General features: G+C 63.8%; 14 protein-coding genes. 3 read left to right on the top strand and 11 right to left on the bottom strand.

From position 1 onward, the window contains the following. The first annotated feature begins 56 nt into the window (after positions 1–56). The gene (locus PQR53_RS17660) at positions 57–206 is read left to right on the top strand and encodes a hypothetical protein (protein WP_408456177.1); all 150 of its coding nucleotides are present in this window, start codon (positions 57–59) and stop codon (positions 204–206) included. A 186-nt stretch (positions 207–392) separates the two neighbouring features. On the opposite strand, the gene PQR53_RS17655 is transcribed toward PQR53_RS17660, so the two are convergent. The 7 genes from PQR53_RS17655 to mltG all read right to left on the bottom strand — a co-directional run bounded on the left by PQR53_RS17655 (position 393) and on the right by mltG (position 6,204). Continuing rightward, complete coding sequence (locus tag PQR53_RS17655) at positions 393–749, bottom strand: Rap1a/Tai family immunity protein (protein WP_323043780.1); 357 nt, start codon at positions 747–749, stop codon at positions 393–395. A 303-nt stretch (positions 750–1,052) separates the two neighbouring features. After that, entirely contained in the window at positions 1,053–1,793 is a 741-nt protein-coding gene (locus PQR53_RS17650; RefSeq protein ID WP_408456174.1) for an ankyrin repeat domain-containing protein, read from the bottom strand. A gap of 52 nt (positions 1,794–1,845) precedes the next feature. Continuing rightward, the gene (locus tag PQR53_RS17645) at positions 1,846–2,637 is read right to left on the bottom strand and encodes a TatD family hydrolase (protein ID WP_408456172.1); all 792 of its coding nucleotides are present in this window, start codon (positions 2,635–2,637) and stop codon (positions 1,846–1,848) included. A 189-nt stretch (positions 2,638–2,826) separates the two neighbouring features. Continuing rightward, complete coding sequence (locus PQR53_RS17640) at positions 2,827–3,345, bottom strand: GNAT family N-acetyltransferase (protein WP_408456170.1); 519 nt, start codon at positions 3,343–3,345, stop codon at positions 2,827–2,829. A gap of 99 nt (positions 3,346–3,444) precedes the next feature. Further along, positions 3,445–4,479, bottom strand: a complete 1,035-nt coding sequence (locus PQR53_RS17635; protein WP_408456167.1) for a DNA polymerase III subunit delta' — start codon at positions 4,477–4,479, stop codon at positions 3,445–3,447. Positions 4,480–4,573: 94 nt separating this feature from the next. Then, positions 4,574–5,194, bottom strand: a complete 621-nt coding sequence (gene tmk / locus PQR53_RS17630) for a dTMP kinase (RefSeq protein ID WP_408456165.1) — start codon at positions 5,192–5,194, stop codon at positions 4,574–4,576. Continuing rightward, entirely contained in the window at positions 5,194–6,204 is a 1,011-nt protein-coding gene (gene mltG, locus PQR53_RS17625) for an endolytic transglycosylase MltG (RefSeq protein WP_408456163.1), read from the bottom strand. The genes tmk and mltG overlap by 1 nt, the downstream gene beginning before the upstream one ends. A 78-nt stretch (positions 6,205–6,282) precedes the next feature. On the opposite strand from mltG, the gene ygfZ reads away from it, so the two are divergent. Beyond that, positions 6,283–7,380 carry a CAF17-like 4Fe-4S cluster assembly/insertion protein YgfZ gene (gene ygfZ, locus PQR53_RS17620; RefSeq protein ID WP_408456161.1) on the top strand — a complete coding sequence of 366 codons (1,098 nt, stop codon included), beginning with the start codon at positions 6,283–6,285 and terminating at the stop codon, positions 7,378–7,380. A gap of 93 nt (positions 7,381–7,473) precedes the next feature. After that, positions 7,474–8,319: an NRDE family protein gene (locus PQR53_RS17615; RefSeq protein ID WP_408456159.1), complete on the top strand. Its 846-nt coding sequence runs from the start codon at positions 7,474–7,476 to the stop codon at positions 8,317–8,319. A gap of 7 nt (positions 8,320–8,326) precedes the next feature. On the opposite strand, the gene PQR53_RS17610 is transcribed toward PQR53_RS17615, so the two are convergent. The 4 genes from PQR53_RS17610 to PQR53_RS17595 all read right to left on the bottom strand — a co-directional run bounded on the left by PQR53_RS17610 (position 8,327) and on the right by PQR53_RS17595 (position 11,957). After that, positions 8,327–9,286: an alpha/beta hydrolase gene (locus PQR53_RS17610; protein ID WP_408456157.1), complete on the bottom strand. Its 960-nt coding sequence runs from the start codon at positions 9,284–9,286 to the stop codon at positions 8,327–8,329. A 9-nt stretch (positions 9,287–9,295) separates the two neighbouring features. Next, positions 9,296–10,195 carry an SDR family oxidoreductase gene (locus PQR53_RS17605; RefSeq protein WP_408456155.1) on the bottom strand — a complete coding sequence of 300 codons (900 nt, stop codon included), beginning with the start codon at positions 10,193–10,195 and terminating at the stop codon, positions 9,296–9,298. A gap of 129 nt (positions 10,196–10,324) precedes the next feature. Beyond that, positions 10,325–11,323: an NADP-dependent oxidoreductase gene (locus tag PQR53_RS17600; RefSeq protein ID WP_408456152.1), complete on the bottom strand. Its 999-nt coding sequence runs from the start codon at positions 11,321–11,323 to the stop codon at positions 10,325–10,327. A gap of 127 nt (positions 11,324–11,450) precedes the next feature. Further along, entirely contained in the window at positions 11,451–11,957 is a 507-nt protein-coding gene (locus PQR53_RS17595; protein ID WP_408456150.1) for a PaaI family thioesterase, read from the bottom strand. Positions 11,958–12,078 lie beyond the last annotated feature (121 nt).

The following is a 12,078-nucleotide window of genomic DNA, read 5'->3' as shown; positions in this document are numbered from 1 at the left end:
AGCTCAGGCAAGTAAAGCGTATGAAAGTATGAAACCGCGCCAGGTTCGTGAGTCAGATGGACGGTTCGACCGCTTTGGTGCCCGATCAGTTGCACTCATTCTGCACGCCGATGGCAATCTGGATCCGTGCGCAAGCGGCGTATGTCAACGGCGGTAGCGCGTCGATCCGCGCGCGGCGGCGGCGGGATGAGGTGGCGTGGGCGTGACGCTAAAGGGGGATTGCGCGGGGCCGGGGGCGTCAGGCGAACAAACAGCATGCGCCCGGGAAGCGGGCGGCCGGGCTTGCGCCGGTATGGAAGCGAATGTCAACGCGGCTGAAACGCCTGGGCTGCCCGATGCGGGCACGCGGCGCAGGCGCCAGTCGCGATGCATGTCAAACCTGAACTACGCGATCAATTACCGCTCCTGCAAGGGAACGCCTTGCCGAGCCCCAGCGAGATCGCCGTGCTGGCGTTGTAGCCCGCGACGATCGGATTTTCCGCGATGTACTTGCGTACCGCGTCGGTGAGTTGCGCCGAACGCGCGTCCGGCGGCAGGCAGAAGTACTGGCCGACGCGCGGCCCGGTGGTGCCGCCGATCGCGTCGATCGTGTTGAAGATGCCGTCGGCTGCGCCTTCGATGTATGCGGCACACGCACTGCGCGATGCCACATCGGTCTTCGTGCACAGCTTGTTGAGGTCGCCTCCCGTAAACGCGGCTGCCGATAGCGGTACGGCGAGCGCGCTGGCGAAAATCAAAGCCCGCAGCATGGTGTTCCTTTCCAGGGTCGTTTATCAGGCGGTCTTGCGCCGCATCGAAACGGCGCGCCATGAGGCACGCCGAGTCGTCATTCTGCACTGTTTTGCGAAGCGGCAGCAGGCCTGCAAGCGCTATCTTCAGGCAAATTTGTGTAATTTGGGGCGTTGGCTGCCCGCAATTTTACGGTTAATGTCCCGGCGTTCAGTCGGCCAGTGAGCGATACACTGGACCGGCGTACCAGCGGCCCGCGCTCCGGCGGCCGATGTTCCTGCGACAGGCCTACCGGCGCCCGGCGCACCGGTTCTTCGCACCGCTCACTTCTGCTGCATCTGCTGCAGGCGCGCGGTGAGTCCTTCGACGACGTCCGGCTCCTTGTAGGTCTTCGCGAAATCGAGCGCCGTCAGCCCGATCTGGTTCTTCACCGTGAGGTCCGCGCCGTTGTCGAGCAGAAGCTTCACCGTCGACACATGACCGCCGCGCGCGGCCATCATCAGTGGCGTGGTGCCGTTGGGCGAGCCGGCGTCGACGTAGGCCGAATGGTCGAGCAGGACCTTGACGATGTCGTCGTGGCCGTTCGCGGCCGCGTAGTGCAATGGCGCCCAGCCCTTCTTGTTGACCTCGGCGTCCTTCGCGATCAGCAGGTTGACGAAATCGAGGTCGCCGTTCAACGCGGCCATCATCATCGCGTTTTCGCCGGCCTTGTCCTGGATCTCGATGTTGGTCTTTGGATTCGCGACCAGCGCGGCGCCCACCTTGTCCGACTTCTCGCGTGCGGCGATCACCAGCAGCGGCATGCCCTGGTTGTCGACGCTGTTCGGATCCATGCCCTTGGCGAGCAGCTTGTTGACGCCGTCGACGTCGTCGAATTTGACCGACTTGATAAGCGAGTCGATCGGCGCGGCGTGAACCGGCGAAGCGACCAGCGAGGTCAGCGCGGCGCAGGCGAGCGTGGCGGCCAGCGCCGCGCGCGACACCCCGCGGCGTGCTGATGCGAGGGCGATTTGCACGGCCGAAGCCTCCTGGAACGCTGCGGTCGAAGTCGAATTATTCATCATATTTTGCTTTAGGAAATGTCCCTATCCATTTGATCTTTATCAGCTTTATCGATCACGCACCAGCGGGCGCGGGAATCTTGAAGAGCCGGAAGAAGTTTTGTGTGGTCGCGGCGGCAAGCGCCGTATCCGGCATCTCGCGTTGTTGCGCGATGAAGCGTCCGACATAACTTACGTACGCAGGTTCATTAGGCTTGCCGCGGTACGGCACGGGTGCGAGATACGGCGAATCGGTTTCGATCAGCAAACGCTCGAGTGGCACACGGCGCGCCACGTCCTGTACCTCGGTCGCACTCTTGAAGGTGACGATGCCCGACAGCGAAATGTAAAAATTCTGCGCCAGCGCCTGCTCGGCGATCGCCCAAGGTTCGGTGAAGCAGTGCATGACGCCGCCCGGCTCGCTCGCGCGCTCCTCGGCCATGAGGCGCAGCGTATCTTCCGACGACGAACGCGTGTGAATGATCAGCGGCTTCTTCGTGGCATGCGCCGCGCGGATATGGGTGCGAAAGCGCTCGCGCTGCCACTCCATATCGGCAATCGTGCGGCCTTCGAGGCGGTAGTAGTCGAGGCCGGTTTCGCCGATCGCGACCACTTTCGGATGTTCGGCCAGTTCGATCAATTCTGCGAGGCTCGGCTCACGCATGTCCTCATGATCCGGATGCACACCCACCGACGCGTAGACGTTCTCGTGCTGGCTGGCGATTTCGAGCACCGAAGGCAGCGTCTCCAGATCGACCGAGACGCACAGCGCATGCGTGACCGAATGGCTGCGCATGTTCTCAAGCACCTGCGGCAGGCGGTCGGCGAGTCCTTCAAAGTTGATATGACAGTGCGAATCGACAAACATGATGATGTCCTGCTGATAAGTAGCTGGGTGTGAATCTGGCCGCGCATCTGGCCGTCAATCTGATCGTGAATCTGGTTCTGCATCCGGTCGCGCACGTGACCGTGAATCTGGCCCTGCGTCCGGTCGTAAATCTGCCTGTGAACCCGGCCGCCAACCCAGCCGCGCAGCCGGCCGGGAACTGGCCGTCATTCAGGCGGCAGCAGCGTCGAGCCGCTTGCCGAGAATCACCAGATCGCGCTCCACCCCGTCCAGCACCGCAACGCGCGGGAGCGATCCCCACGTATCGAAACCGAAACCGCGGAACAGACGCAAGCTTGCGTCATTGTGGCCGAAGATAAAACCCAGCACCGTGTCGATGCCAAGCGCCGGCGCCGCCGCAAGCGAAGCCGCCAGCAATTGCTTGCCGAGCCCCTTGCCGCGCGCGCTTTCGTCCAGGTAGATGCTGACTTCGGCGGTGCGCTGATAAGCCGGGCGACCATAGAAGTCGGAGAAACTCAGCCATGCGGTCACACGGCCGGGCTGCTGCGCATCTTCAACCACCCACAGCGGGCGCTTTTGCGGACCGTGCGCGTGAAACCACGCCAGACGGCTTTCGACGCTCACCGGCTCGAGATCGGCAGTGACGAGCCGCGACGGCACGGTCGAATTGTAAATGGCGACGATCGCGGGCAGATCGTCGAGCGTGGCATCGCGGTAGGAAAGGCTCATGGTGCTTTGAACGTGAAATGGAAGACGAATCAGCGAACGCATGCATCGGCGAGCGCAGCAAGGCGGGCCTGCCCATCCATGCGTCCGCCGTCAACAGACTTACGCGAACAGTTCGCGATAGCCGATAAACAGTTCTTCGAACACTAGCCGCGCATTCAGCGGATGGTTCTCGACAGCACGCTGGCGCGTCACGGTGCGTATGAAGCGCGCGAACGCGCAGGCGTCGGCTTGCGAGGCACAACGCGTCAACGCCGCCGACGCCTGCGGAAAATAGCGCGGCGCGCCGGCCGTGCGCTGCGCCAGTAAATCGTACATCCAGCGTTGCAGCCAGCCGAGCACGAGGGGTACCGGCAGTTTCTGCAGCGCCTCGCCGCAGGCGAAGGCGTCGCACCCGGCGCCGGCGGCCAGTTGCTTGAGGGTCCAGTCACGCAGCGCGCGGTTTTCGTCGCTCGCCAGCGCGAGAGCCGTGAGCGGTGCGCCGCCTGCCTCGGCGAGCAGCGCGGGCGCTTCGTCGACGCCTTGCGCGGCGAGCCACCGGGTGGCGACTTGCGGCGCGGGCATGGTCATCGGCCATTGGCGGCAGCGGCTGATGATGGTGGGCAACAGCCGGTCGACACGCGCCGACACCATCAAAAACACCACGCCTGCCGGCGGTTCTTCGAGCGTTTTCAGGAGCGCGTTGGCCGCGGCGATATTCAACCCCTCAGCCGGATACAGCACGACGACGCGCGCGCCGCCCCGGTGCGAACCGACGCCGACAAAATCGAGCAAGCCGCGAATCTGCTCGATCTTGATTTCCTTGCTGGGCGCGCGGGTCTTCTTGCCTTCATCGCCGTCGGCCTTCTCGGCTTTTTCGTCCGCGGCGTTACCGAGACCGGCTTCGGCGGCCAGCGCTTCAGGCACAACGATCCGATAGTCCGGATGATTGCCCTGCGTGAACCAGTTGCACGCCACGCACGCGCCGCAGGGCTCGCCGTTGGGCTGCTGGGCCTCACACAGGAGTCCCTGCGCCAGGTGCTGCGCGAAGCGCAGCTTGCCGATCCCCGCCTGGCCATGCAGCAGCAAGGCATGCGGCCAGTGTCCGCGTAACTGCTGCAGGCGGTTCCAGTCATCGGCTTGCCACGGATAAATCATCGTTTCTCTTTTAAATCAATCGGTTGACGGCGCTTTATGAGACATCGAACGAACTTCGTCTAGCGTTATAATTCCGGATTGTATTCTTTTAAAATCAAAGAACTGTGATCAATTCTTCAAGTTTCTTCTGAATACGGACGATGCTCTGCGCGGAGTCAATGATAGCGAACCGGTACGGTGCCTCTTCCGCGCGGCGCAGATATTCGGCACGAGTACGGTTGAAAAATGCCTCCGACTCGCTTTCGAAACGATCCGGATCGCGTGCGGCGCTGCGCCGTTCATTGGCGATTTCCGGCGCGAGGTCGAACAGCACCGTCAGGTCCGGCTGAAAACCACCCTGCACCCAGCGCTCCAGCGTTTCCAGTTTGTCGCGCGGCAGGCCACGGCCACCGCCCTGGTAGGCGAAGGTCGCGTCGGTGAAACGGTCGGACAGCACCCAGTCGCCGCGCGCAAGCGCCGGTTCGATCACTTCGGCCAGATGCTGGCGGCGCAGCGCGAACATCAGCAGCGCCTCGGTTTCGAGGTCCATCTTCTGATGCAGCACGATCTCGCGAATCTGTTCGCCAAGCGGCGTACCGCCCGGCTCGCGCGTCATCACGACCGAGCGGCCGGTGCTCGCGACCTTCTGTTCGAGGCGTTCGCGAAACCAGCCCAGGTGAGTGGTTTTGCCGGCACCGTCGATGCCTTCAAACGTTATGAATTTGCCCCGCGCCATCATTGCCCTCGAATGTATTTGTCCACGGCCTTGTTGTGATCGCCGAGGGTGTCAGAAAAGATACTGCTGCCGTCGCCGCGCGATACGAAGTACAGCGCGGTGGATTGCGCCGGATTCATCGCCGCCTGCAGCGATGCGACTCCGGGCAGTGAGATGGGTGTGGGCGGAAGCCCCATCCGGGTGTACGTATTGTAGGGAGTGTCGGTCTGCAGGTCTTTTTTCCTGATGTGGCCGGCATAGCTGTCACCCATGCCGTAGATCACGGTCGGGTCGGTTTGCAGCGGCATGCCCACCCGCAGACGGTTCGCGAACACGGCCGCCACCATCGGCCGGTCGGATTGCTTGCCGGTTTCCTTTTCGATGATCGACGCCATGGTCAATGCATCGTACGGGGTCTTGTACGGCAGGTTCGGCGCCCGCGCGGTCCACGCTTCGTCCAGACGCAGCCGCATCAGCCGGTACGCGCGGCGGTAGACGTCCAGATCGCTGGTGTTCTTGTCGAACAGATAGGTGTCCGGGAAAAACAGCCCCTCGCCGTTGCCGATCGACGCTTCCGGTGCGTTGATCGCATTCATCAGATCGGCGTCGCTCATACCGATCGTGTCGTGCTTGAGCGCCGGATTGGCGTCCAGCTCGGCACGCATACGCTTGAAGGTCCACCCTTCGATAATGGTCGCCACGTATTCGTTGACGTCGCCGCGCGCGATTTTTTGCAGCACTTCATACGGCGTGATACCCGTCTTGAACTCATAGTTGCCGGATTTCAGATCGCTTTGCAGTCCGAGCAGCCGCGTCATGATAACGAACAGCTCAGGCTCGACCGGCACGCCGCCGCGGTTGAGTTGCAGCGTGACGCTGCGCAAGCTGCTGTGCGGTTTGACGGTGACATCGAGTTGCGCGGGGGTCAAATCGAGCGGGCTGTTGGCCCAGTGATATCCGCCTGCGATTGCGGCTGCGGCCAGCACAACGACGATTGAGCCGGCGACGAAACATTTCTTTAAAAGGGGCATGCGAAACGTGGCTGGGTTGGACCTCATATAATACTTGTTTGCCTTAGCTAAAGTCAGAATTGACTGTTCTCGGAATCCATGAACACACCGCTCGCTACCGCTTCAGGCACGACTTCAGTGACGCCCGCAGTTGCTTCCGCGGGCGCTGCGGCCCCAGCAACGGCCACCGCCTCTGCCGGACTTCCTACGTTGCCCCGCCCGGCAGCCGACGAGTTCGACGCCGTTATCCGACACGGCGCCTACATGCCGCTGACGCAGTTCGGCGTGATCGACGCCACCGGCGATGACGCGGCGAGTTTCCTGCACGCCCAGTTGACCAACGACACCCAGCATCTCGACACGGCGAACGCGCGCCTTGCCGGCTACTGCTCGGCCAAGGGACGTCTGCTGGCGTCGTTCCTGACGTGGCGCACCGGCGAGACGATCCGCCTGCTGGTGTCGAAAGACGTTCAGGCTGCCGTGCAGAAGCGTCTGTCGATGTTCATCCTGCGCGCCAAGGCCAGGCTCGTCGACGCAAGCGGCGAACTGGCCGTGGTCGGTCTCGCGGGCGACGTGCGCCACGCGCTCTCCGGTGTGTTCGATGCACTGCCAGACGGCGTGCATGTGCAGGTGGACGGCACGGCGGGTTCGCTGATTCGTGTTCCGGACGCGCTCGGCCGGCTGCGCTATCTGTGGGTCGGCCCGAAGGCCGCGATCGAGGCGCACCTGCCCTTGCTCGACCAGAAGCTCAAGCGCGTGTCGCCGGCGGTATGGGATTGGCTCGACATTCGCGCGGGCGAACCGCGCATCACGCAACCCGTGGTCGAGCAGTTCGTGCCGCAGATGGTCAATTTCGACGTGCTCGGCGCAGTCAATTTCCGCAAAGGCTGCTATCCGGGTCAAGAGGTGGTGGCGCGCAGCCAGTATCGCGGCACGATCAAGCGGCGCACCTCGCTCGCGAACGTGGCGGGCGAACTGGAGACGGTCAAGGCCGGCGCCGAGCTGTTCCACTCGAACGATCCGGGCCAGCCATGCGGGATGGTGGTGAATGCGGCGTCGGCGCCGGAGGGTGGCGTCGACGTGCTGGTGGAGATCAAGCTCGCGGCGCTGGAAGGCGGCACGGTGCATCTGGGCGCGGCGGATGGTCCGGCGCTGACGTTCCTGACGTTGCCGTATGGGTTGCCGACCGAGGTCTGAACAGGGCAACTTTTTCGTGTCAATGTCGCGGCAGGCTAGCTGCGGACTTCAAGTTCTGCCGCTTTCAAGCCCCCCACCGGGAGACTCCCCCCGATGTGCCTGATCGTCTTCGACTGGCGACCCGCTGCGTCCGATGGACCGCTCTTCACGCTCGCCGCGAATCGCGACGAATTTTTCCGCCGCACCGCCGAGCCGATCAATTGGTGGCATGACGCGCCGAGCGTGCTGGCCGGCCGCGATCTGGTGGGCGGCGGCACGTGGCTCGGCATGTCGCGCGGCGGCCGGTTCGCCGCGCTGACCAATTACCGCGCGCCTCATGAAATGCGTGCCGATGCGCCGACCCGCGGCACGCTTGTCAGCGATTGGCTCAGCGGCACCGCAAATGGCACGGTCCACGGAGCGCACGAAACACCGCTCGACTATCTGCAACACGTCGCCCGCACTGGCGACATCTACAACGGCTTCAATCTGCTCGTTGGCGACTGGACGCGTCGCGAGCTCGGCTGGTACTGCAATCGATCGAACGCCGCGCCCATGCTGCTCGCACCCGGCACGCACGGGATCTCGAACGCGGTACTCGATACCGCCTGGCCTAAGCTGGTCAAAAAGCGCGCGGAACTCGGCGCCATGCTCACGCGTGACGCGATGCCACCGCTCGAACGCCTGATCGATCTGATGCGCGACCCTCGCCTCGCCCGCGACGACGAATTGCCGTCCACCGGCATTCCGCTCGAACGGGAACGGGTGCTGTCGGCGGCATTCATCGAAACGCCCGAGTACGGCACGCGCGGCACGACTGCGTTGCGCGTGGTCAGTCACGGTGACGTGATCGGCGTGGCCGTTGCTGAGCGCAGCGACGACAACGGCTCGCACCGGATCGTGCGGCCCGGCGACTTCGAGCGCAGCTTCGCGTTCAATGTGGAACGCGAGATCGCGTGAGCGCTGACTACTCGACGCCAAACGCCGCCCGCAATGCCGCGGCGGCATCCTGATGAGCCTGCGCGACTTCGGCGACGAAGCCGCCCATCTTGAAGAACTCGTGAATCATGCCCGGGTAGCGTTTCAGCGTGACCTGATTGCCCGCGGCGCGCAGTTTCTCCGCATACGCATCGCCCTCGTCGCTTAGCGGATCGTATTCGGCGGTTGCAATCCATGCCGGCGCGAGGCCGCTGAAATCCGGCGCACCGCGCTTGCCGTCGAGCGGCGCGAACCGCCAGTCGTCGCGGTCGCTCTTATCGCGCACGTATTGACTGAAGAACCACTGAATCGTGTCGCCCGACAGCAGGAAGCCGTTGGCGAGACGCGAGTGCGAATCGGTTTGCTGGTAGCCCGTGGTGCCCGGATAGATCAGCAATTGCAGCATGAGCTCGATGCCCGCGTCGCGTGCCAGTACCGCGCACACGGTGGCCAGGGTGCCGCCCGCGCTGTCGCCGCCCACCGCCAGCCGCGCTGCATCCACGCCGTATTCGGCGGCGTGCGCGTGCAGCCAGGCCAATGCATCGAATGCGTCTTCAACGGCGGTGGGAAATTTGTACTCGGGCGCGAGCCGGTAATCGACCGACAGCACCGCACACCGGCCGTCGCGCGCCAACATGCGGCACAACGCGTCGTGCGTGTCGACACTGCCGACCGTGAAGCCGCCGCCGTGGTAATACACGAGCGCCGGCGCGGGCTCGGCCCAGCTCGGCTCGGTTGGCTGATAAAGACGCGCGCGAAGCGTCGCGCCGTCGCGCGTCGGCACTTGCAGATCTTCGAGCGCGAACATCGGCGCACTCGCAATCTCCAGAATCGGCGCGCTTTTCTCGTAGGACGCGCGCGCCTGTTGCGGGGTCAGTTGGTGAAGCTGCGGGCGCTTCGCGCGCGCGATCATGTCGAGCACCTGCTCGATCTTCGGATTCAGCGGCATGGTGAGCGCCTAGCTCGCATTCTTCACTTCGGGCTTCAACGACATCGGGTCGGTCGGATTGCGCAACTGCTCGATATCCTCGTGACGCAGTTTCACCGTCGCCAGGATGCCCGGATGCGTGACGATATAGAAACGCCGCCCGGCGATCGCTTCGAACGTCATTTCGGCGACGTCGGTAGCGCTCAGCTTGCCGGATTGCACCGCGCGTTGCAGTTGCTTGCCGGCGGCGATCTGCGAGCGGGTCGGGGCGCTGTCGTTGCGCAGTTCCGCGGGCCGCGCGCGTTCCGCGCCGGCGATGCCGGTCGGCACGAAGGCCGGGCATAACAACGAGCAGCCGACCTCACCGCTACCCGCCGCCTGGGCCGGGTTTGCCGCCTGGGCGAGTTGCAGGTCGTGATAGAGCGTCTCAGTGAGCGACACGACGGCGTGCTTCGACGCGTTGTAGATGCCCATTGCGGGCGGCGACAACAAGCCCGCCACCGACGCCGTGTTGACGATATGCGCGGGTTCGTTCTGCCGCAGCATGATCGGCGTGAAGACGCGCACGCCGTGCGCGACGCCCATCACGTTGACGTTGAACACCCATGCCCAGTCGTTCGCCGAGCTTTCCCACAGAAAGCCGCCCGCGCCCACGCCCGCGTTGTTGAACAGAAGATGAACCTTGCCGAAGGCGTCGAGCGCCGCCTGCGCGAGCGCTTCGACCTGGGCAGCGTCGGCGACGTCGGTCGGCACGCCGATCGCCTCGGCGCCGCCGGCGCGCAAGACGTCGACGGTTTGCGCGAGCGCGTCAGGATTGACGTCGGCGAGCACGAGCTGCATGCCGAGCGACGCACCCTTTTCCGCGAACGCACGGCCGAAACCGCTTGCGGCGCCGGTGATCACCGCCACCTTGCCTTTGAATTCGAACATCAGCTTTTGCTCCTGGGTTTTGCGGTTCGGGGTAACCGGTCAAGTCCCCCGGGTTTGGCTCGCCGGCATACGTTCACCGGCGAAACCCTTGACGAACGTTTCTCGCATAGGCCGTGACAGCCGCCGCGATCAGATCAGCTTGACGAGCTGCTTGCCGAAGTTCTTACCCTTCAGCAGACCAATAAACGCCTCAGGCGCCGCATCGAGCCCTTGCGCGATAGTCTCGCGGTATTGCAGCTTCTTTTGTGCGACCAGCGTGCCGAGTTGCTTGAGCGCTTCAGGCCACACCTCCATACGCTCGCTGACGATGAACCCCTGCACCAGCAGCCGCTGCGTGAGCATCAGCGATGGATGCCTGAGCGGCACCGGCTGGCCATCGTAGCCCGCGATAAAGCCGCACAGTGCGATACGTCCGAACGCGTTCATCCGCGCGAGCGTCACGTCGAGCACTTCGCCGCCGACGTTCTCGAAGTAACCGTCGACACCGTTCGGCGTCACCGCTTTGAGATCCTGATACAGATTGCCGGCCTTGTAGTCGACGCAGGCATGGAAGCCGAGCGTCTCCACCACATAGCGGCACTTGTCCGCGCCGCCCGCGATGCCGACCGCGCGCGCACCGGCCAGTTTGGCCAGTTGGCCGACCACGCTGCCTACCGCGCCGCTCGCCGCGCTCACCACCACCGTTTCACCCTCTTTCGGCGCAATGATCCTGTTCAAGCCGTACCAGGCGGTGACGCCCGGCATGCCAACCGGCCCGAGATACGCCGACAGCGGCACGTGCGTGTCATCCACTTTCTGCACACCCGCACCGTTCGAGGTGCCATATTCCTGCCAGCCGAACATCGCGACAACCTTATCGCCGGGCGCGAACTTCGGATTCTTCGACTCCACCACTTCGCCCACCGTGCCGCCGATCATCACTTCGTTCAGCGGCTGCGGCGCTGCGTACGACTTGCTGTCGTTCATCCGGCCGCGCATATACGGATCGAGTGAGAGGAAATGGTTGCGCACGCGGAATTCACCATCGGCGAGCGGTGCGAGCGGGGTTTCGACGAGCTTGAAGTTATCGGGCGTGACAGCGCCTTGTGGGCGCGAAGCCAGCACGAGTTGACGGTTGATCTGGGGCATGACGATCGTCTCCATGGGTTACCGATGTGATCGGCGAGTAATTCGAACGAACGGCGTCGAACGAACGGCGTCTGCAAAGAGAGGTTTCTGCGCGCGTGGCGCTCAACACGCGCGGTCCATCCGCTGATTAGCCGTCGCTTGGACCGGGTTTCGCCGAAGGGTCCGTGCGCAGACGCTGTTGCGTCACGTCGCGGCCCACCGCGAGACGCCGCATGTATTTGAAGGTACCGAGCGCTTTGGCGACGAAGTGACCTTCGCTGTCGCGAATCTCGCCTTCGCAATAAGCCATGGTGGTCGAGCGGTGCAGCACGCGGCCGACGGCGCGCAGCTCACCGCGGCCCGGCTGCATGAAGTTGACCTTCATCTCGACGGTGACCACGCCGACGCCGTCGCCGGCCAGACTGCGCGCGGCCATCGCGAGCGCGACGTCGGCGAGCGTCATGGTCACGCCGCCATGCACGACAGCCCACGTGTTCATGTGATCGGGCTGCAACGGCAGCACGACTTCGCTGGCGCCGTCCGCGGCCGAGACGAGTTGCGCGCCGAGCCGGTCGACGAACGGGCTTTCGGGCAACGATGCGTTGCTCGCTTTCGATGAAGGTGAGTCGGTTTTAGATGAGGGTGAGTCGGTCATTGCAGTTCTCGGATATCGTAGTCGACACATTCACGCGATTCGCGCACCCCGCCGTTTCCTTGAGCTTCCACATCACACTATGACGGATCGCGAGATCACCTTGTTCGATTCAATTCGTGGG

The sequence above is a fragment of the Paraburkholderia fungorum genome (assembly GCF_046027605.1).
Classification (GTDB): domain Bacteria; phylum Pseudomonadota; class Gammaproteobacteria; order Burkholderiales; family Burkholderiaceae; genus Paraburkholderia; species Paraburkholderia fungorum_F.
Note: the sequence above shows the minus strand (reverse complement) of the source record. Positions and strands in the feature narration are given on the sequence as shown.